Source organism: Micromonospora sp. 15K316 (assembly GCF_004348525.1).
Classification (GTDB): domain Bacteria; phylum Actinomycetota; class Actinomycetes; order Mycobacteriales; family Micromonosporaceae; genus Micromonospora.
The window spans coordinates 16468-36476 of record NZ_SMKG01000012.1; the positions used below are offsets into that span (position 1 = coordinate 16468).

Annotated in this window: 17 protein-coding genes, 1 tRNA gene and 2 pseudogenes; 10 read left to right on the forward strand and 10 right to left on the reverse strand. The window is 72.4% G+C overall.

What is annotated here, in order from left to right; genetic code table 11:
* Positions 1-26 precede the first annotated feature (26 nt).
* From E1211_RS05160 to E1211_RS05190, 8 genes are all read left to right on the forward strand, one after another.
* A complete protein-coding gene (locus E1211_RS05160; protein ID WP_132345923.1) occupies positions 27-2216 on the forward strand; it encodes a cell division protein FtsK in 2190 nt (729 codons plus the stop codon).
* Between the two features lie 140 nt (positions 2217-2356).
* Positions 2357-2608: a hypothetical protein gene (locus E1211_RS05165; RefSeq protein WP_132345924.1), complete on the forward strand. Its 252-nt coding sequence runs from the start codon at positions 2357-2359 to the stop codon at positions 2606-2608.
* Positions 2605-2895, forward strand: coding sequence for a hypothetical protein (locus E1211_RS05170; protein WP_132345925.1), 291 nt, complete (start codon positions 2605-2607; stop codon positions 2893-2895). Before E1211_RS05165 ends, E1211_RS05170 begins: the two co-directional genes overlap by 4 nt.
* Positions 2896-3041: 146 nt before the next feature.
* On the forward strand, positions 3042-3974 hold the full coding sequence (locus E1211_RS05175) for a bifunctional DNA primase/polymerase (RefSeq protein WP_243709356.1): 933 nt from the start codon (positions 3042-3044) through the stop codon (positions 3972-3974).
* On the forward strand, positions 3971-5569 hold the full coding sequence (locus E1211_RS05180) for a YfjI family protein (RefSeq protein WP_132345929.1): 1599 nt from the start codon (positions 3971-3973) through the stop codon (positions 5567-5569). Before E1211_RS05175 ends, E1211_RS05180 begins: the two co-directional genes overlap by 4 nt.
* A 356-nt stretch (positions 5570-5925) precedes the next feature.
* Complete coding sequence (locus tag E1211_RS32340) at positions 5926-6093, forward strand: hypothetical protein (protein ID WP_165947177.1); 168 nt, start codon at positions 5926-5928, stop codon at positions 6091-6093.
* Entirely contained in the window at positions 6090-6296 is a 207-nt protein-coding gene (locus E1211_RS05185; protein WP_132345931.1) for an AlpA family transcriptional regulator, read from the forward strand. Before E1211_RS32340 ends, E1211_RS05185 begins: the two co-directional genes overlap by 4 nt.
* A complete protein-coding gene (locus E1211_RS05190) occupies positions 6293-7684 on the forward strand; it encodes a tyrosine-type recombinase/integrase (protein ID WP_132345933.1) in 1392 nt (463 codons plus the stop codon). Before E1211_RS05185 ends, E1211_RS05190 begins: the two co-directional genes overlap by 4 nt.
* Positions 7685-8333: 649 nt before the next feature.
* Here the strand turns inward: E1211_RS05190 and E1211_RS05195 are convergent.
* Positions 8334-8417 (reverse strand) — tRNA-Tyr (locus E1211_RS05195).
* A 148-nt stretch (positions 8418-8565) separates the two neighbouring features.
* Here E1211_RS05195 and E1211_RS05200 point away from each other — a divergent pair.
* Positions 8566-9060: a YajQ family cyclic di-GMP-binding protein gene (locus tag E1211_RS05200; protein WP_132345935.1), complete on the forward strand. Its 495-nt coding sequence runs from the start codon at positions 8566-8568 to the stop codon at positions 9058-9060.
* 486 nt (positions 9061-9546) lie between these two features.
* On the opposite strand, the pseudogene E1211_RS05205 reads toward E1211_RS05200, so the two are convergent.
* The 9 genes and pseudogenes from E1211_RS05205 to E1211_RS05245 form a co-directional block, all read right to left on the reverse strand.
* A pseudogene (locus E1211_RS05205) lies at positions 9547-10415 on the reverse strand (GyrI-like domain-containing protein).
* Positions 10416-10554: 139 nt separating this feature from the next.
* The gene (locus E1211_RS05210) at positions 10555-11814 is read right to left on the reverse strand and encodes an MFS transporter (RefSeq protein WP_132345937.1); all 1260 of its coding nucleotides are present in this window, start codon (positions 11812-11814) and stop codon (positions 10555-10557) included.
* A 141-nt stretch (positions 11815-11955) separates the two neighbouring features.
* Positions 11956-12831 (reverse strand): zinc metalloprotease HtpX, encoded by an 876-nt coding sequence (gene htpX / locus E1211_RS05215; protein ID WP_132345939.1) that lies wholly within the window; start codon positions 12829-12831, stop codon positions 11956-11958.
* Positions 12832-12976: 145 nt separating this feature from the next.
* Entirely contained in the window at positions 12977-14458 is a 1482-nt protein-coding gene (locus E1211_RS05220; protein WP_132345941.1) for an NADH-quinone oxidoreductase subunit N, read from the reverse strand.
* 106 nt (positions 14459-14564) lie between these two features.
* Entirely contained in the window at positions 14565-16070 is a 1506-nt protein-coding gene (locus E1211_RS05225; RefSeq protein WP_132345943.1) for a NuoM family protein, read from the reverse strand.
* Positions 16067-18040: an NADH-quinone oxidoreductase subunit L gene (locus tag E1211_RS05230; RefSeq protein ID WP_132345945.1), complete on the reverse strand. Its 1974-nt coding sequence runs from the start codon at positions 18038-18040 to the stop codon at positions 16067-16069. Before E1211_RS05230 ends, E1211_RS05225 begins: the two co-directional genes overlap by 4 nt.
* The gene (gene nuoK, locus E1211_RS05235; RefSeq protein WP_132345947.1) at positions 18037-18381 is read right to left on the reverse strand and encodes an NADH-quinone oxidoreductase subunit NuoK; all 345 of its coding nucleotides are present in this window, start codon (positions 18379-18381) and stop codon (positions 18037-18039) included. The genes E1211_RS05230 and nuoK overlap by 4 nt, the downstream gene beginning before the upstream one ends.
* Positions 18378-18914 carry an NADH-quinone oxidoreductase subunit J gene (locus E1211_RS05240; RefSeq protein ID WP_132345950.1) on the reverse strand — a complete coding sequence of 179 codons (537 nt, stop codon included), beginning with the start codon at positions 18912-18914 and terminating at the stop codon, positions 18378-18380. The genes nuoK and E1211_RS05240 overlap by 4 nt, the downstream gene beginning before the upstream one ends.
* Positions 18911-19528, reverse strand: coding sequence for an NADH-quinone oxidoreductase subunit I (locus E1211_RS05245; RefSeq protein WP_132345952.1), 618 nt, complete (start codon positions 19526-19528; stop codon positions 18911-18913). The genes E1211_RS05240 and E1211_RS05245 overlap by 4 nt, the downstream gene beginning before the upstream one ends.
* Positions 19529-19631: 103 nt before the next feature.
* Here E1211_RS05245 and E1211_RS33245 point away from each other — a divergent pair.
* A pseudogene (locus E1211_RS33245) lies at positions 19632-19976 on the forward strand (Uma2 family endonuclease); the annotation flags it as partial.
* Positions 19977-20009: the final 33 nt, after the last annotated feature.

Sequence of the window (20009 nt, forward strand, 5' to 3'; positions counted from 1 at the left end):
TCCCGACCGTTGGAGGAACCCCCATCATGACGTCCCCCCGAGACGATGACCGTTTCGACTGGCAGGCCGCCGAACGCGACCTGCACACCACCGGCCCCGACGCCGAGGTGGTCGACCTGGACGCCGCCCGTTCCCGACGGGCCGGCAATACCGCCGACGAGACGCCCGGCAGTGAGCCGGGCGAGCGCCGGTTGGTCGACTCGGCGGCCGCGCAGAGGTCCCCGCGGTTCACGGTGGCCGGTTTGCAGGACGCGAAGCGGCGGCCGATCGTGCCGGCGTGGCTGCGGTCCCGCGCCGAGCTGCGCGACGCCGCCCGATGGACCATCGGGCACCTGTTCCACGCGGGCGCCTACCACCTGACCCGCATGCCGAAGTACGCCGGCAAGTTGGCGTGGCGCGCCCCACGCGGCGGATACCGGCTGCTGTCGGGGTGGGGCCGCTGGCTGTTTGACCTGCAAGGCGAGCACGTGCGCCAACTGATGGCGGACAAGGGCGACGCCGAGATGTACCTCAAGGCGTCACGCCTGCGGGACCAGCGCGTCCGGTGGCGCGGTTTCGTCACCGCCGCCGTGGTCCTCGGCGTGCTCCCCGCCCTCGGCATCGCCTACGCGCTCGCCCCGTCCGGCGCCCGCTACGCCACCCTCGCCGCCCTGGTCGCCGCCCTCGGCGCGTTGGGCCGACCGGCGGACAAGCCGCTACTCGACACCGCCGTCATGGTCCCCAAGGTCCAGAAACTCACCTCTGATGTGGTCGTGCGGGCGCTGGGCAACCTCCGAATCACCGGCATCAACCAAGCGATCGCCAAGGGCGACCGGGGCAAGGATTGGTTCCCCGCCCCGATCACCCGCGACGGCCCCGGCTGGCGCGCCGACGTGGAATTGCCCAACGCGGTCACCGCCACCGAGGTCATCGAGCAGCGGGAGAAGCTGGCCGCCGGCCTGTCCCGGCCGCTCGGGTGCGTGTGGCCCGAGGGCAACCCGGAGATCCACCCCGGCCGTCTCGTGCTGTGGGTGGGCGATCAGGACATGTCCAAGGCCCGCAAGCCGGCGTGGCCACTTCTCAAGTCCGGCACCGTGGACCTGTTCCGGGCACAGCCGTTCGGCACCGACCCGCGCGGCCGGTGGGTCGACCTCACGCTGATGTTCACCGCGATGGTCATCGGCTCGATCCCGCGCATGGGCAAGACGTTCACGCTGCGGGAAGTGCTGCTCATCGCCGCCCTGGACCCGCGTGCGGAGATCCACGCCTACGACCTCAAGGGCACCGGTGACTTGTCCGCGTTGGAGCAGGTAGCCCACCGCTACCGCGCCGGTGAGGAAGACGACGACATCGAATACGCCGTAGCGGCGATGCGGGAACTGCGCGACGAGCTGCGCCGCCGCGCCAAGGTGATCCGCGACCTGCCCCGGGACCTGTGCCCGGAAAACAAGGTCACCCCCGAACTGGCGTCCAAGAAGTCCCTCGGCCTGCACCCCCTGGTCGTGGGCGTGGACGAGTGCCAGGTGTGGTTCGAGCACCCCGAGTACGGCAAGGAACTGGAAGGCATCTGCGTCGACCTGGTCAAGCGCGGCCCCGCACTCGGGATCGTGACCGTGTTCGCCACCCAGCGGCCGGACGCCAAGAGCCTGCCCACCGGCATCAGCGCGAACGCATCCACCCGGTTCTGCCTCAAGGTCATGGGGCAGACCGAGAACGACATGGTGCTCGGCACGTCCAAGTACAAGCAGGGCATCCGCGCCACCATGTTCGCGTGGGGTGACAAGGGCACCGGCTACTTCGTCGGTGAGGGAGCAGACGCCCGGATCACCAACACGGTGTTCATCGACGGACCGATGGCCGAGCGGATCGCCGCCCGCGCCCGCGCCGCCCGCGAGGCCGCCGGTCGGCTCACCGGGCACGCCCTCGGCGAGCGACCCACCACCGCCCCGGCGCTCTCGTTCAACCTCCTGGACGACATTGCCGCCGTGGTCCCCGCCAGTGAGGCCAAGGTGTGGTGCCGCACGGTCGCCGCACGGCTCGCCGAGCTGCGGCCCGAGGTCTACAGCGGGTGGGATGCCGAGCAGGTGACCGTCGCGCTCAAGCCGTTCGGCGTGAAGGTCGGGCAGACGTGGGGCACCGACCCGGGCACCGGCAAGGGAGCCAACCGGGGCGGGTTCGAACGCGCCGCCATCATCGCTGCGATCGCGGAGCGTAACCGAAAGCGGGACGCGAGCTAACCCGCGATCGGTCCTAGGTCTAGGACCAGAGGGCTCCTAGACCTAGGACCACCCCTAGGAACCAATCCGAACCCTGATCAGGACGCTAGGAATCTAGCGGCCTCCCCGAACAAACCCCGAAACCGGCCCTGGAGGCTGTCATGACCCCCCACAACCTACTAGCCGCCGCCCCCTGTCTCATCCTGCCCGCACTCACGCTCGGTTACCTCGGCCTGTGCGTGATCGCGCCGTTCGGACGCTGCCGCTCCTGCGATGGCAACGGCCGGAAGCGCTCACCGCTGGGCCGCATCCGCCGAGAGTGCCGCAACTGCGCCGGCACCGGCCTGCGCCTGCGCGTCGGTCGACACGTCATCAACCACATCAAAGACGAGTACGAGACGGCCAAGCGATGAACCGCCCCGCCGGACACACCGACTGGTGCGGACGCGATCACCGCTGCGGCCTCGGTGAGCACCGCTCGCCGGAAATCGTGGTCGACGCCGGCCACGCCCGCGCCGTGCTGGTGCGCGTCCGCACCGCCGCCGGCCGGGAGCACGCCGAGGTGCGCATCCGGGTCGCGCTCGCCCCGACCGAGGTGGCCGCGCGCCGTCAGTTGGTCGGGCTGCTCGGCGACGTGCGGCAGGCCGCCACCCGCGCCGCGATCGCCGCCCGGCCCCGTCCGGGGCGGGCGACCCGGTGACCGGCGGGTGGTGCGGCCACTGGATCGGCACCGCCGGCCGCTACTGCCACACCACCGAACGCATCCGCCCTTACCTGCAAGGGCCGCGCTGCCCCGCCCACACGCCCGCCGCCGTGGCGGGGCAGCTCGAAGCCCCCTCGACACCACTGCACCCGTTCACACAGGAAGGGAGGCACTTCGTGCCTACCGCCGACCTGCTCGCCGCCGCGCTCGCCCACGCCGAACGCGGCTGGCACGTCTTCCCGCTGCGTCCCAACGACAAACGACCGGCTTTTCCCGATCACGCGGCCGACGACTGCACCGGCCGCGACCCGCGCTGCCGGGCCGGACACGTCGGGTGGGAGCCCCGCGCCACCACCGACCCGACCCGTATTCGCCGCGCGTGGTCGACTCGCCCCTACGGCATCGGCATCGCGTGCGGGCCGTCCCGCCTTGTGGTAGTCGACCTGGACGTCCCCAAGGACGACACCACCGACCGGACCGGGCTGGACACGCTCGCCGAGCTGGCCGCCGCGCACGGCGCGGTCATCGCCCCGACCTACACCGTGACCACCGGCCGGGGTGGCACGCACCTCTACTACCGCCACCCCGACCACGGCCCGACGCTGCGGAACACCGCCGGCACCGTCGGGCCGATGGTCGACACCCGCGCGACCGGCGGCTACGTGGTCGCCCCCGGCAGCACGGTGGCAGGGCGGCCGTACACGGTCGATCTGGACACCGACCCCGCCCCGTTGCCCGGGTGGCTTGCCGGGTTGCTGGCACCCGCACCGTTGCCGCCGCAGCGGCCGATCATGGTCGCACTGCCCGGCGGGCGGGAACGCGCCTATGTGCGGGCCGCTGTCGAGCGGGAGTGCGCGCGGGTAGTCAACGCGCCGGACCACCACAACGACAACCTCTACCGCGCGGCGGTGGCCCTCGGTCAGCTTGTCGCGGGTGGCGCGCTGTCCGTCGACGAGGCGTCCACTGCGCTGGAACACGCGGGGATCACGGCCGGGCTGCGGCACGGCGCGGTGCTGCGGACCATCGCGTCAGGCTTCCGGGCCGGCGCCGCACGTCCCCGGCAGGTGGCCGCATGAGCGCCGCCCGTCTACACCTGGTCACCGACGGCCCGACGGCCACCGGCGAGGAAGCCGCGGGCGGCCCACTGTGGGATGTTCCAGTGCCGTTGACCGGCCCGAACACCGCACCGCCGCCGTTCCCGGTCGACGTGTTCCCGCGCTGGCTGGCCGACATGGTGACCGGCGTCGCCCGCTTCACCCAGACCGACCCGGCAATGGCCGGCACCCTCGCCGTCGCGGTGCTGTCCGCCTGCGCGGGCGGCAGGCTGGAAGTCGAGCCGGTGGCCGGGTGGCGGGAGCCGGTGAACGTGTTCGCCGCCGTCATCGCCGGCCCCGGCGAACGCAAGTCACCCGTTCACCGAGCGATGACCGCGCCGCTGTTCGCGGCACAGTCAACGCTCGCCGAGGCGATGCGGCCAAGAATCGCCGAGGCGGCAGCGCTGCGGGATATCGCCGACCGGCAAGCCGAGCAAGCCAAAGCCGCAGCGGCCAAAGCCACCGAACCCGGCAAACGCGATGAGGCCGCCGCCGAGGCGGTAGCCGCCGCCATCGCCGCCGAGGCGATCACCGTTCCGACCCTGCCCAAACTGATCGTGGACGACGCCACCCCGGAAGCCCTCATCGGGCTGATGGCCGCCAACGGCGGACGCATGGCGATCATCAGCGATGAGGGCGGCATCTTCGACACCCTCGCCGGCCGCTACTCGGGTGCTCCGAACCTTGACCCCTACCTGAAAGGGCACGCGGGGCAGCCGATGAGCAACGAACGGCAGACCCGCGAGGGTGCCTCGGTCGAGAAACCGGCGCTGACGGTGTGCGTGATGGCGCAACCGACCGTGCTGCGCAAGTTCGGCGGGAACGCCGACCTCGCGGGGCGCGGACTCCCGGCCCGGTTCCTGTTTGCCCTGCCCCGATCCCTCGCCGGCTATCGGGCGGTCGACAGCGAACCGGTGCCCGAGGCGGTCACGGCCGGCTACGCCCACCGGGTTCACGACCTGGCCGCCACCCTCGCCGAATGGGAAGACCCCGCCGTCGTCGTCCTCACCCCCGAGGCCGGGCAGGTGCGCCGGGCCGCCGCCGAGCAGGTCGAGACGGAACTACGGCCCGGCGGCAGCCTCTACGACATGCGGGAATGGGGCAACAAACTCTCCGGCGCAACGCTGCGCCTGGCCGGACTGCTGCATGTCGCACACCACCCCGCCGACGCGTGGCGCCGGCCGATCGACGCCGACCGCATGGCCGACGCCGTGAGGCTGGCCGAGTTCTTCGCCGCGCACTACCGGGCCGCGCTCACCACCATCGGCACCGACACCGCGATGGAGAACGCCCGCTACGTGCTCGGCGTGCTCACCGCCAAGGGCATGACCACCTTCACCCGCCGGGAACTACACCGCCGGGTAGCCCGCCGGCTGCCCAAGTCCGACGAGGTGTCGGCGGTGCTCGCCGAACTGGCCGCCCTCGGGTGGGTCCGCAACGGCGCGGATGGCCGGTACGAACTGCACCCCCGTGCCGTCGCCGAGGTGCCCGGAAGCGTTGACACGCTGACAGCGGCCGATTCTGGGGACGTTTCGGCAGTTCAGGATGCCCGCGAGGGTGTCAACGGGGTGCGTTGACAGCCGTTGACAGGCGTTGACACCGCGGCCGCTGTCAACGGGTGTCAACGCCTGTCAGCGCGGGGCGTTGACACCCCGACACCGGCTTTCATCTGCGGAAACGTGCCGCAGATGGCCGATTGTCAGCGTGTCAGCGCTACCCGGCCCATCCCGGTCGCGCCCGGCCCGCCGACCGGGCCACCGGCGCCCACGAAACGGCCCGCTGAGAGCCCCTGAGCCAGATCGCCCTACGCCTTACACCGGGCCACCCCGGATCTTGGCTCTACGGCGATCTCAGCGGACCGTTCTAAGCCCTTCTGAGGTAATGCCTCCCCATCCCTCCACAAGTATCCCGCCCGCACCGAAAGGCCCTCAACGTGCGAATCAGGCTGCACGGCACCCCCGCAGAGACAGCCGCAGCGCTCGCCGCCATCGCCCAAATGCTGCGCATCCGCACCATCAGCCGGCCCTACCCCGACCGCCGATTTCCGATGTTCCAGCGCATCTACCTCGACGCCACCCCGAGGGAGGACACCCGCCGATGACCACCCGCCGCACCCCGACCGGGAACCTGCTCACCCTCGCCGAAGTCCTGGACGAACTCCGCGTACCCCGGTCGACCTTCTTCCGCTGGAAGGCCACCGGCCGCGCACCTCGAACCATCAAGTACCCCAACGGCAGCCTGTACGTCCGCCGCCGCGACCTGGACGCCTGGCTTAACGAACATGAAGAAGGAGCAGCCGCTTGAGCACGTACGACGTACGCGTACACGGCATCCTGAAGAATCAACTCGCCAAGGGCTACTCGTACGTGGTCCGGTGGAAGGTCGCAGGCCGGGCGTTCCGCAAGACGTTCGCGACTCGCGCCCTGGCCGAAAGCTTCCGGTCCAAGCTGGTCGTAGCCCAACGGGAAGGCGTCGCCTTCGATGAGGCCAGCGGCCTGCCCGAACCGATGGCGCGGGCGCTCAACACCCGATCTTGGTACGAGCACGCCGTCGCCTACGCCGACATGAAGTGGCCCCGCGCGTCGGCGAAGCACCGCAAGGGCATCGCCGAAACACTGGCCACCGTCACCCCGGCCCTGCTCGCGACGGACCGGGGAGTACCCAGCGACAAGGTGCTACGGGCCGCGCTCTACGGGTGGGTGTTCAACAAGGCTCGCCGTGACGCCGGAGGGCCGCCCGCCGACCTCGCCGCCGCCGTGCGCTGGTTGGAGGTCAACACGGTCGACCTGGCCGCGCTCGCCGACGCCGCGCTGGTCCGGAAGGCTCTCGACACGCTTGCCCTCCGGATGGACGGCGCTCCCGCGTCGCCCAGCACGATCGCCCGGAAACGGGCCGTCTTCTCCGGCGCCCTCAAGTACGCGGTTGAACTGCGGCTACTCGACGCGCACCCGATGTCTGTGGTGAGCTGGACCGCGCCGAAGACGGCCGATGAGGTGGACCGCCGTGCGGTGGTCAACCCCGATCAGGCACGGGCGCTGCTCGCCGAGGTGGGACGTACCGTGCCCGAGTTGGAAGCGTTCTTCGGCTGCATGTACTACGCCGCGCTACGGCCCGAAGAGGTGCTCCACCTACGGGAAGTCGAGTACGAGCGGCCCGCCCAGCCCGGCGGGTGGGGCGTGCTGCACCTGACCGGTTCGACGGTGGCCGTTGGCCGAGACTGGGGCGACGGAGACGACACCGCCGAGGACCGAGGGCTGAAACATCGGGCAAAGGCAGCGACTCGGGATGTACCCGTGCCACCGCCGCTCGTGCGGCTACTCGATCGCCACATCAAGGAGTACCCGCCCGGATCGAACGGCAAGCTGTTCGTCACCCGACGCGGCCCCGGCGGACGGTACGTGCCCACCGCCGGCCAACCGATCCCGAACAACACCTACGGCAAGGCATGGCGCGACGCGCGGGCAAAGGTGCTCACGCCGGCCCAGCAAAGCTCACCGCTGGCCCGGCGTCCCTACGACCTACGGCACGCCGCCGTGTCGCTCTGGCTCAACGCCGGAGTACCGGCCACCCAGGTCGCCGAGTGGGCTGGGCACAGCGTGCACGTCCTGATGCGGGTGTACGCGAAGTGCGTCTACGGCCAGGAGGAGGCCGCGTGCCGACGAATCGAGGCGGCACTCAAAGAGGGTTTTTAGAATGTGTCCGAAGTCACTATTGACTGCCGGCGCGTCACTCAGAGTCCCGGCCCCCGAGGCAACTATGCTGCCGCGATGCAGCGAAGCGGTCGCATCGCGGCAGCGTCTGTCAAGCGGTAATCGGCGATGAATACCCGCCAAAATCGGACGGACCCCGGTAACTGTCCGTGCACTTCTATAGCGCGCTATATGACTCTCCGTGCTTGCAACGCGTGGCCTGACGCGCTCCAATCAATGGGCGACGCGGAGAGTCGGCAAGGCTGCGACCACAAAAAGCGGCACCCGGCTGGACCCCGGATGCCGCTCCGGCACTCTGCTTCGAAATGCCCTGGTGAGGTCATGAGAGCAAGGAGGCCGCGTGCCGAAGCTAGCAAGACCGGTGACACGAAGCAATGTGCAGCGTCGCCGGAGCAACAGACGGTGTAGTCACCCGACCGACTGGGTGAAGGCGCTACCGGGAGCACTCACCGGCCTCGCGATGGTGATCGGGGCCGTGACCGGTCTCCTGCGGCTGTTCCTCTAGCTACCGGTCGGCGACACGCATGCGACACAGCCAGCGAGATTGAGCGAGCTGAAGCAGGACCGAGTGAGACTCAAGAAAGAGGCCCCTGACCGGCGTTCGCGCTGGTCAGGGGCCTCTTTATGCACCTGGTGGCGGGTAGAGGATTCGAACCTCTGTAGCTTTCGCGACGGATTTACAGTCCGCTCCCATTGGCCGCTCGGGCAACCCGCCAGGGCGCGTCCCCGCGTCAGGACGCGGCGACGGAAGCAAGGATAGCGGCTCCCCCCGGCGCGGGCGCAAGCGGGTACCGTCAGAGGGTCGTGCCGCTGGTCAGCGGTGACGGCATGCCAGTGGACCGCCGGACAGCAGGAGCATGAGCATGGCAGCGAACCCGTCGTTCGACATCGTGAGCAAGGTTGATCGCCAGGAGGTCGACAACGCTCTCCGCCAGGCGGAGAAGGAGCTCGCGACTCGGTTCGACTTCCGGGGGACGGGCGCCGAGATCTCCTGGGCGGGCGAGGAGGCGATCTCCCTGCAGGCGGAGACCGAGGAGCGGGTTCGGGCCGCGCTGGAGGTCTTCCGGGAGAAGCTGGTCAAGCGGAACATCTCGCTGAAGTCGCTGGAGGCCGGTGACCCGCGGCCGTCGGGCAAGATCTTCAAGATCGACGGCAAGATCATCCAGGGCATCGAATCGGACAAGGCCAAGGCGATCAGCAAGAAGATCCGCGATGAGGGCCCGAAGGGCGTACAGGCTCAGATCCAGGGCGACCAGCTCCGGGTCACCGGCAAGAAAAGGGACGACCTCCAGGCCGTCATCGCGATGCTCAAGGGCGAGGACTTCGGCGTCGCGCTCCAGTTCACCAACTACCGGTAGGGCGACGCCCTGGTCCCGGGCGGTCGCCGAGATCCGCCGCTGGTTGCCGGTCTTCAGCCGCCCCGACTCGGAGCGCCGGCCGGAGGGGCGGTGACCGCGCTACCGGGACCGGCCTGCGCTCCCTCACGTCGTGCTCCCTCGGGCGGTGGCCGCGCTGGTCGACCGGCTGGCCTCGGGACGTACGGGTCGGCGGCAGCGCCGGCAGGACGCGGGGTGTACGGCAGGCCGTCAGATACCCGGTCGACGGTTCATCCTCTGCGGTGGCCTGCGGGGTCCCCGGGCCGGCCGTTCGACACCGGGCGTGACCGCGCAGAGCGAAGCGACCGTACGGGCGTCGACGGCCGGCGAGTGATGCAAGGGCGTCGAGCAAGGCGCCGGCCCCGCCGTGGGCCTGATCTCGTCGAAGTGGACATGCCCGGTGCCCCGCCCGGGTCGGTGCGGCCCACCGACCCGGGCGGCCGGCCCCGTGCGGGTCCGGAGGGCCCGTCAGGCCGGTTCGACCGGCAGCCAGAGCTCGCAGGTCGCGGTGCTGAAGTCGGGCGCGCGGTCGAGCACCGCGACGATCGAGGGGCCTGGCCTCAGTCGCCACGGGTTGGAGGGGACCACTCGGTGGCGGTCGCGGCCCAGGTGCTCTGCAGCGCCTGCGGGTAGGGCCCCGCCGTGCGGAAGACCGCCCAGGTGCCGGCCGGGACCTCGATGGCGTCGAGGTCGTCCGGAGCCGGCGTCTCCCCGGAGAGGGCGACGCCGTGCAGGTAGGTCAGCTCGCTGCCTTCGACCGCGTCGGGATCGACGTCGTCGCAGACCTGCAGCAGACCCGCGGGTTCGGTGTCGCTGAGGGCCTTCAACCGCAGGTGCTCCTCCGGCGGCAACGCGGCGATGTGCTGCTGGATGTGCGGGTTGACGCCCTGGTGGATCAGCGGGACCCGGGTCGCGTGGCCGGCGAGCCGGAACGCGGGGCGGTCGGCGATGCGGGTGTCCATGGGGATGCTCCCTTCGACGGTCAGGTGGAACCTGAGTTGTGGTTGTGCCCGAAGGGGACCCCCGTCCCGGCGTACGTCACCGGGGCCGGCGCCGTGGACGGCGCGGAACGCACGACCGAACGCCTCGGTCGAGCCGTACCCGTACCGGACGGCGATGGTCAGCAGATCGTCCTCGCCTCGGACGACGTCGGCGGCGGCGACGGTCATCCGGCGCCGGCGCAGGTACTCCGAGAGCGGCATACCGGCCAGCGACGAGAACATCCGGCGCAGGTGGTACTCGGTCGTGCCGCATTCCACGACGAGTCCGTGCACGTCGAACTCGTCGGTGAGGCGCTCTTCGACGAGGTCGACGAGCCTGTTGAGTGCCGAGATCACGAGGCCCCCTTTCGACGTCGAGCCTGGCCGATGCCGCACCGCCCGCGCCCGATCGCGCCGGCCCGATCCGGTCGGCTGCCCGGAGCGCAGCGGTGCCGAGGCGACGAGAACCCGCCGCCCGGAGGGGCCGGGCCACCGGTCAGGCGGGCACGGGCTCCTCGAGGCGTACCGAAGCGGTCTCCGCGCGACGGATGGGCCCGGCGGGCAGCGCCGCGACCCCGGCCCCGACGGCGACCGCGGCCCCGGCGAAGAGGAAGGCCCAGGGCACCCCGCCCGCGTGGTCGACGATCAGCCCGGCCACCGCGCCGCCGGCCGCGCTCGCCGCCACGGACATGGTGACCACCCAGGTGTACGCCTCGTTCAGCATGCCCGCCGGGGCGATCCTCCCGACCAGGGTGTTCTCCAGGGTCAGCGCGGGCGCGATGGTGGCCCCGCCGACGACCAGGGCGATGCCCAGCGCCAGCGGTGTCGGCATCACCGCGAAGATGGCGAAACTGCCGGCCAGCGCGGCGAGCAGCCCGGCGAACTGGCGGGTCATGTTCAGCGCCGGCTTGCGTACCCCGAACCAGAACCCGCCGACGGCGCTGCCGATGCCCCAGACCGCGAGCAGCACGCCGGCCAGGCTCTCCGCGTCGGCGGCGCGGTAGTTGCCGGCGAAGGCCGGCACGATGACCCCGGCGGCGCCGAAGGCGATGCCGAGGCCGGCCACGCAGACCAGCAGGGCCGGGAAGCCGGCGACCCGGAGCGGGCCGAGGCCGCGGGCGTGGTGTTCCCGCGGGTGCGGCTGCCAGCCGCGCATCACCCGACCGAGGGCCACCGCCGTCGTGCCGACGAGGGTGACCACCGCGGCACCGACCAGTGCGGCGGTCGCGTCGGCCACCAGGACGAAGCCGGCCACCAGCAGCGGGCCCAGCACGAAGACGATCTCGAAGAGTGACGTCTCCGCGGCCAGCGCCGTGTTGCGGAGGTGGTACCGGCCGGACGCCGCAGCGGTGAGGTCGTTCCAGGCGCCACGGATGGCCGCGGTCAGCGGCGGGTACGTGGCACCGGCCACCGCGGCGGTCAGGTAGATCGCGACCAGCCCGTCGGCCCCGGAGCGGCTCGCCAGCAGCAGCCCGACGAGCGCCAGCGGGTGCGCGACGGCGGTGGTGAGCAGCACCGGGCTGGGCCCGATCCGGTCGGCGATCCGGCCGGCCACGGGGCTCAACGCGGCACCCGCCACGGCGTAGATCCCGCCGGCGACGGCGGCGAGGGAGTACCGGCCGGTCACCTGTTCGACGACGAGCAGCAGCGCCAGCGGGGTCATGCCGATCCCGAGCCTGCCGATGATGCCGGTGATCAGCAGCATCGGCGCACCGGGAATCCGCCAGACACCCAGATACTGGCGCAGCGCGGTCACGCGAACCTCCAAGGATGTAATGAGCGGGAAACCTTCCGACCCTAACGCCGTGGGTCGACCGGATGAAGCGGATATCCCGCACACACGCAGCGGCCCGCACCCGGGATGCCGGGTGCGGGCGCGCGGGTTGCGGTCGGCCGGTCAGCGGAGGTACTGCACCGGACCGGAGCTGCGGGCCATCTGCTCCAGCCGGGCGACGCGCTCCTCCATCTTGGGGTGGGTGGAGAAGAGCGCCGCGATGCCGCCGCCCCGGAACGGGTTGGCGATCATCAGGTGTGCGGCGCTGGTCAGGTTCCCCTGCGCCGGCAGCGGGCGCCGGCGGGCCACCGCGTCGATCTTGCGCAGCGCGTTGGCCAGGGCCAGCGGGTCGTTGGTCAGCCGGGCGCCGGAGGCGTCGGCCTGGAACTCGCGGCTACGGCTGATCGCCAGCTGGATGATCGTCGCGGCGATCGGGCCGAGGATGATGGTGAGCAGCAGCACGGCCGGGTTCGGCGCGTCCTCGTCGTCGCCGCTGGTCAGCGGGATGAACCAGGCGATGTTCGCCAGCGTGGTGATGATGCCGGCCAGCCCGGCGGCCACGCTGGAGATCAGGATGTCCCGGTTGTAGACGTGGGACAGCTCGTGCCCGATCACACCGCGCAGTTCCCGGTAGTCGAGGACCTCGGTGATGCCCTGTGTGACGCAGACCGCCGCGTGCTGCGGGTTACGGCCCGTGGCGAACGCGTTGGGCTGCGCGGTCGGGCTGACGTACAGGCGCGGCATGGGCTGGCCGGCCTGGGTGGCCAACTCGCGCACCATCCGGTACAGCTCGGGGAACTGTGCCTCGCTGACCGGTTGCGCCCCCATCGCGCGGAGGGCGAGCTTGTCGGAGTAGAAGTAGCTGATGCCGTTCATCAGCAGCGAGATGATGACGGCGATGACCAGACCACCACTGCCGCCGAACCAGTAGCCCACCCCGAGGATCAGCGCGGTGAGCAGGCCGAGCAGCGCGGCGGTCTTGAGACGGTTGTGGTGCACAGTCACTCCTTCGGTGTACGGATCGCCGGGATCCGTCGACCGGTTCAACACTGTGGTACCCGCCAACCATCCGCCATATGGCTGTGAGTTGCCTGGGAGCGCGTCCAGCGTGGGCGGCACGGGGTTCCGGGACGGGACCTGGATCTCACCGGGCCGCGAGCTCCAGCACGAGCTGCGGAGCGAACCCCACCACCACGGCGGCCACCGTCGCGACCGCCAGCACCACGGCCACCGCCCGGGCCGCACCGGCGGCGGGCGCCGGGCGCGCGGAGGCCGGGGCGGCGTAGAGGCCTGCGCCGAACCGCAGGTAGTAGGCCAGGCCGATGACCGCGTTCACCGCCACGACGAGCGCGAGCCAGCCGCTGCCCCCGTCCAGCAGCGAGCGGACCACCGTCACCTTGGCGAAGAGGCCGGCCAGGCCGGGCGGCAGCCCGGCGAGCCCGACCAGGGCCAGCCCCAGCGCCGCACCGAGCCACGGGTGCCGGCGGGCCGCGCCGCGCAGCTCGTCCAGGGTGCCACCGTCGGCGTCCGCCGGGCGCAGGGCGGTCACCCCGGCGAACGCCGCGAACTCCAGCAGCACGAAGAAGACGGCGTACGCCAGGGCGGCCGCGTACGCGCCGGTCCGGGCCTCACCGGTGCGTCCGGCCGCCAGCGCCAACGCGCCGAGCGGGGCGAGGATGTAGCCGGCCTGGGCCACCGACGACCAGGCGAGCAGCCGGACCGTACGCCGCTGACGCAGCGCCACCAGGTTGCCGACGGTCATCGTGAGCACCGCGAGCAGGGCGAGCACCGGACCGGTCAGGTCGGCCGGGAGCGCCGCGGAGACCACCGCGAGCAACGCCACCACGCCACCGAGCTTCGACGCCGTCGAAAGGTACGCGGCCACCGGCAGCGGCGCGCCGTCGTAGGTGGCCGGCGCCCAGGCGTGGAACGGCACGGCGGCGACCTTGAACGCCAGCCCGAGCAGCAGCAGCGCCCCCGCTGTCGCGGTCAACGGCAGGTCGTGCAGATCCTGCCGCGCGGCGAGCAGCGCGCCGAGCCGCCCCAGGTGCAGCTCACCGGTCACCGCGTAGAGCAGCGCCGCGCCGAGCAGGCTCACCGTGGTGGCCACCACGCTGACCACGAAGAACGTGACAGCCGCCTCGGCGCTGGCGAGGCTGCCCCGGCGCAGGCCGACCAGCACGTAGAGCGGCAGGGTGAGGGTCTCCAGCGCCACGATCAGGGTGATCAGGTCGCCCGCCGCGCCGAGCACCACACCACCGGTCATCGAGCAGGTGAGGAGGAAGCAGTATTCCCCCACCGGCGCGCGACCGGCCCGCAGGTGCCCACCGGAGAGGCCGAGCACCCCGAGGGTCAGCAGGGCGAAGAGCCCGCCGACCACTGCCGCCCGCCCACCGAAGACGTACGAGCAGTCCGCCGCCGCGCAGAAGGTGCCCCGCTCCTCACCCGCGCCGACCACTGCCGCCCCGACGGCCGTGGCGATCGCCCCCAGCGCCGCCACGGCCAGCGTGACCCGCGAGCGGGCCAGCAGCAGGTCGGTGACGAGCACCAGCACGGCCGTGCCGGCGGCCAGGTACGCCGGCAGCAGCGCCACATGGTCGACGCTCTGCACCACGCTCTGGTTCACCGGCGCCCCCTCACGATCGCGGCCGCGGGGCTCGCGAGCTCACTCCTCGCACTCACGGCCCCCCTCGCGTTCGCGGCCGCGGGGCTCGCGAACTCGCTCCGCGCGCTCACGGGAGGACCTCCACCAGGGCGTTCACGGGGGCCTCCGCGACCCCGAGCACCAGCGCCGGGGCCAGCCCGATGGCCAGCGCGAGCAGCACCAGCGGCGTCCAGGCGGTCAGCTCCCCGCCGGCCAGCGTCGGGGCCAGCCGGCCCACCGGCGGGCTCGGCCGGCCGTGGGTGACCTGACGCAGCAGCCGCAGGAAGTACGCGGCGGTGAGTGCCCCGCCGACGGCGGCCAGCACACCGAGGGTGGTCCAGAGCGGCCCGCCCACCTCGACCGCGGCGATCACCGCGAACGCCTCGCCCCAGAACCCGGCCAGCCCGGGCAGGCCGAGCGAGGCGATCGCGGCGAAGCCGAGCAGGCCGGCGAGTCGGGGCGCGGTCTCCCGCAGCCCGGAGAGCTCGGCGAGCACCCCGGTGTGGGTACGGTCCTTCACCGCCCCGGCGAGGAAGAAGAGCAGACCGGTGATCACCCCGTGGGCGACGTTGCCGATCAGCGCCGCCTGGATGCCCGTGCTGGTGAGCGTGGCGACCCCGAGCAGCACGAAGCCCATGTGTCCCACGCTGGAGTACGCGATGAGCCGCTTCAACTCGGTCTGGGCCAGGCAGACCAGCGCGCCGACGAGGATCGCCGCGACGGCGAGCGTGCCGAGCACCGGCGCGGCCCAGCGGGCCCCTTCCGGGGCCACCCCGATCGCCACCCGGATCAACCCGTACGTGCCCATCTTCAGCAGCACCCCGGCGAGGACCACGCTGCCCACGGTGGGCGCCTGGGTGTGCGCGTCCGGCAGCCAGGAGTGCAGCGGCCAGAGCGGGCTCTTCACCGCGAAGGCGAGGGCGAGCAGGGTGAAGGCGAAGAGCTGGGTGTTCCGGGAGAGCCCGGCGCCGCCGGTGAGCGCCACGATGTCGGCGGTGCCGGCGGCGGCCACCACCACGTACACGCCGACCAGCAGGAGCACCGAACCGAAGAGCGTGTAGAGGACGAACTTCCGGGCCGCCCGGCGCCGGTCATCGCCGCCCCAGCCGGCGATGACCGCGTACATGGGCAGCAGGACGACCTCGAAGAAGAGGAAGAAGAGGACCAGATCCAGGGCGAGGAAGGTGCCCAGGATGCCGACCTCGATCACCAGCAGCAACGCGACCAGCGCCCGGCCGCTGCCACCGGCCGGCACCCGGTGCAGGCTGTAGGCGCAGCAGAGCAGGGTCAGCAGCGCGGTCAGCACCACCAGCGGATAGGAGATGCCGTCCACCCCGAGGTGGAAGCGCAGCTCCAGCCCGGGCACCCACGGCAGGTCGAGCTGGTGCCAGGGGCGTACCGCGGGCGTGCCCGCCGACCAGGCGAACCAGCCCCGGTCGCCGAGCGCGAGCGGCAGCGCGGCGAGCAGGGTGAGCCCGGCGGTCACCGTGCCGACCAGCCGGGCCGCCCGGTCGGCCGGGGTGGCGACCACCGCCACCGCGCCGAGCGCCGGCAACGCCACGACGGCGACCAGCAGGAACTGCCCGAAGGTCATGCGTTCGCTCCGATCAGCGCGGCGGCCAGCCCGATCAGCAGCGCACCGGCCAGCACCGCCGCGGCGGCCCGGGGCAGCGCCGCCCGGTGCAACGCGGCCAGCCCGGCCCCGAGCCCGGAGGCGGCCCGCCCGGAGCCTTCCACCGCGCCGTCCACCACCCGCTCGTCGCCGGCGCGCGCCACTCGGGCGAGCGCCCGGAAGGGACGTACCACCACTGCGCGCTGGAGGTCGTCGAGCCGGAACGCCGCGGCGAGGACCGGCCGCAGCGGACCCAGCGCGGCCGCCGGATCGGCGGCCGGGTCGCGGCGCCAGCGGGCCCAGGCCAGACCCGCCCCGAGCAGCAGCAGCGCCAGCGGCAGCAGCACCGACGGCGCCAGGTGGACCAGCGGCTCGGGCGGCAACAGATCCGACGGGTGCTCCGCGGTCGCCGGCACGGACGGCCGCAGCCGGTCGGCGAACGGACCGGCGAAGCCGGCGAACCCGAGCAGCGCCGCCGGTACGGCGAGCAGCAGCACCGGCCAGCGGAGGGTGCCCGGCGGGTCGTGCGGGTGGCCGAGCGGGGTCCGGGTCTCGCCGAGGAAGGCGCGCAGCAGGAGCCGGGTGGCGTACCAGGCGGTGAGCGCGACGCCGACCAGCCCGGAGAGCCAGACCAGCCAGGCCGTCCAGGCCGGCGTCGGACCGGCGCCCTCCACCGCGGCCGCCTGCGCCGCCGCGAGTACGCCGTCCTTGCTCCAGAAGCCGGCCAGTGGCGGCAGCCCGGCCAGCGCGCCGAGGCCGACCACCGTGCACCAGAAGACGACCGGCATGCCGCGCCGCAGTCCGCCCATCCTCGACATCAGCGTGGTGCCGACGGCGTGGATCACCGCCCCGGCGGCGAGGAAGAGCAGCGCCTTGAACGCGGCGTGGGTGAGCAGGTGGAACAGCGCCGCGTCCGGTGCGCCGACGGCGAGCGCGCCGGTCATGTAGCCGATCTGGGAGACCGTCGACCAGGCGAGCACCCGCTTGATGTCGTCCTGGGCGGTCGCCGCGAGCGCGCCGAGCAGCAGCGTGATCGAGGCGAGCACCCCGAGCACGGTCAACGCGACCGGCGCGGCCTCGAAGAGGGGGTAGAGCCGGGTGACCGCGTACACGCCGGCCGCGACCATCGTGGCGGCGTGGATCAGCGCGCTGATCGGCGTCGGGCCGGCCATCGCGTCGGGCAGCCAGGTGTGCAGCGGGAACTGCGCGCTCTTGCCGGCCACCCCGGCGAGCAGCAGCAGGCAGGCGGCGGTGAGCGTGCCGGGCGAGTGCTCGGCGGCCAGCACGTCGGCGATCCGGAAGCTGCCCGCGGAGACGCCGAGCAGCGCGATGCCGAGCAGGAAACCGACGTCACCCACCCGGGTGACCAGGAATGCCTTCACCGCGGCGGCGGGCGCCTCGGGCAGCCGGCGGTCGTGCGCGATGAGCAGGTACGAACAGAGGCCCATCACCTCCCAGCCGACCAGGAGCAGGAGCAGGTCTCCCGACACCACCACGAGCAGCATCGCGGCGGTGAAGAGGCTGATCTGGGCGGCGTACGGCGGGTAGCGGTGGTCGACGTCGACGTCGTCGTGCGGACCGCGCTTCAGGTAGCCGATCGAGTAGACCTGCACGGCCAGCGCGACCGCGCCGACCGCCACCGCGACCAGCGCGGCGGCACCGTCCAGCCGGACGCCGAGGCTGACGTCCAGCCCACCCAGCTTTACCCAGGTGGTGCTCGCCTCGGCCGGCGAGTCCAGCGTGGCCAGCAGGGTGACCGCGAGCGCCAGGGCACCTGCCGCGCCGGTCACGCCGAGGGCGATCGCCGCCCGCCGGGCCCACGTCTCGCCGGCCGCCGCGTCCCCGTCGTGCGCCGCGAGGCCACGCGGCGAGGGCGGCAGGAGCAGACCGAGCAGGCCGGCCACCAGCGGTACGACCGGCAGCAGCGCGCCGAGCAGGGTGATCGTGCTCACCGGGCCTCCCGTGCGTCGGCGTCCACCGTCGCCGGCGGCTCGGTCAGCGGCACCTCGTCCACGGCGACACCGGCCCGCAGCCGGTAGAGCTGGAGCACGATCGCCAGCCCCACCCCGATCTCGGCGGCGGCGAGGACGATGACGAAGAGCGCGAAGACCTGGCCGCTGTGCGGCAGTGTCGCCCGCACCGTGGTGTCGGCGGTGACGAGGATCAGGTTGACGGCGTTGAGCATCAGCTCGACGGCCATCAACACGAGCACCGCGTTGCGGCGGCGCAGCACGCCGTAGGCCCCGAGGCCGAAGAGCAGCGCCGCGGTCACGTACGGGATGACCGGCCTCACCGGCCCGCCTCCGTACGCCCCGGCCGCGACGCGGCCGGCCGCCCGATGTCCGGCCGGGAGAGCACCACCGCGCCGACCAGGGCGGAGAGCAGCAGCACCGAGAGGACCTCGAAGGGGAGCACCCAGCTGCCGAAGATCTGCCCGCCGATCCGCTCGGCCGTGCCCGCGTCGGGCAGGTCGACAACGGTCCACCGGTAGGCGTCGACGAGGAGCGCGGTCAGTCCCAGCGCGACGCCCCCGCCGATCAGCGCGGCCGGCCAACCGGGCCGGTCCAGGTCGTCGGAGGCGCCGACCGGCGCCCGGGTGAGCATCACCGCGAAGAGCAGCAGCACCACCACGGCGCCCACGTAGATGAGCACCTGGACCCAGGCCACCAGTTCCGCGGTGAGCACCAGGTAGTCGGCGGCCAGCGCGCCCAGGCAGACGACCAGGTAGAGGCCCGCCCGGACCAGGTGCTTCGTGGTGACCACCAGCACGCCCGAGCCGACCGCCACCGCGCCGAGCGCGAGCAGCAGCACGTCCACACCGGTCATGTCGTCGCCTCGCCGGACGGGCCCGGCTCGCGGCGTACGCCCGGGGCGGTGGGCCGGGCCGCGGGGACCGCCGCCTTGCGGGCGGCGCTGGTCTCCTCCTTCGCCGGCTCGCCGTTCGGGTCGTGCGCCGGCGGCGGCGGGACGGTGTCCATCCACTCCCCGAGGTGGTCCTTGTCGTGCAGCAGGTCCTTGATGTCGTACTCGGCGTACTCGAACTCGGGCGACCAGTAGAGCGCGTCGAACGGGCAGACCTCGATGCAGATCCCGCAGTACATGCAGAGCGAGAAGTCGATGTCGAACCGGTCGAGCACGTTGCGTTGGCGGGGGCGGGCGGCGCCGGGCACCGCCACCTCCTCCTTGTGCGAGTCGATGTAGATGCACCAGTCCGGACACTCGCGGGCGCAGAGCATGCAGACCGTGCAGTTCTCCTCGAGCAGGGCGATCACCCCGCGCGAGCGGGGCGGCAGCTCAGGGGCCACGTCCGGGTACTGCTGGGTGGTGGAGCGCCGGGTCATCGTCTTCAGCGTGACCGCCAGCCCCTTGACCAGACCCGCACCGGGCAGGCCGCGGTCACCGGTGACGTCGTCCGGCGTGCGCTCGCTGCGGTCGCTCATGCGACCATCCTGCCCTGTGGCCCCGGCGCGCGCGACCGCCCCCCGAGCCCGACCGGGCGTACGGTGTCGACGGGGAGAACGGCGCACCGGGAAGGGCCCGCGAATGACCGCCGCGCTGCACGGCGACCAGCCGGCGGCGGGCGAGTGGACGGCGGACGATCTCGACCGCCTGCCCGACGACGGCCGCCGCTACGAGCTCCTGGACGGAATCCTCATCATGTCGCGCTCCCCCACGCGACTGCACCAGTCCATCGCCGGCCGGCTCATGGCCGCGCTCGACGAGAGCTGCCCCGCCGATCTCGACGTCACCCAGGGCGTCGAGGTGCGGATCTCCCGGACCCGTTCGTTCATCCCGGATGGGTTGGTCACCGAGTTCGCCGCGGCGGCACGCAACCCGTCGCACTATCGGCCGAACGAGGTGATGCTGGTGGTCGAGATCGTCTCGGAGGGGTCCTGGAGCATCGACCGGGTGCTCAAGCCG